The sequence below is a fragment of the Acidovorax sp. KPB24-07 genome, assembly GCF_057543315.1.
Window position 1 is genome coordinate 1 of record NZ_BAAJYS010000924.1, and the last position, 610, is coordinate 610.

Here is a 610-nt window from a genome sequence, read left to right on the forward strand (position 1 = left end):
CGTCCTCGTCCCCGCCGCCGTCGCTGGCCAGGGGCGCCAGCAGGCCGGCCACACGCTGCGCGAGCGGCGGCAGCGCATAGGTGCGGGCGCTGTCGTCCCAGGCCAGCAGGCCCACGTCGCGAAAGCGCTTGAGCACGGTGTCCAGCGCCTCCGGGCGCAGGGCGTGGAAGATCTCGTCGATGCGCTCGCGCGCCAGCGTGGCCTCGCCCTGGCGCGCCAGCTGCAAAAAGGCCCACAGCCGCAGCTGCACCAGCGCCGCCGGGCCGTGGAACAGCCCGCTCAGCGCCTGGGTGACGGCCTGCTCGCGCGCAATGCGCCACAGCAGGGCCGAATCGCCGGCCGCATCGGCATCCCGGAAAAAGTCGAACAGCCCGCCCTCGTTCTCCGCCCCTCCAGGCCACGGCGCCTCGGCCGCCAACACAGTGCTCTCCATGCCGTCCTGTTCAGTGTTCCGTCGTCATTCGAAGGCCAGCTGCGCCAGCGCGGCGACCGAAGCGGTCTCGGCCCGCAGAACACGCGCGCCCAGGCTGGCCGGCGCGAAGCCGTGGGCCAGCGCCAGGTCTTCCTCCTGCGCGGTCAGCCCGCCCTCGGGGCCATGCAGCACCTGCAC

The 610-nt window shown here is 73.4% G+C and carries 1 protein-coding gene and 1 pseudogene; both read right to left on the reverse strand.

From position 1 onward, the window contains the following. Nucleotides 1-433: pseudogene (locus AC27IQ_RS26705) on the reverse strand (hypothetical protein); the annotation flags it as partial. Nucleotides 434-457: 24 nt separating this feature from the next. Beyond that, a partial coding sequence (locus tag AC27IQ_RS26710; protein WP_487091498.1) for an RsmE family RNA methyltransferase occupies nucleotides 458-610 on the reverse strand: 153 nt, incomplete at its 5' end.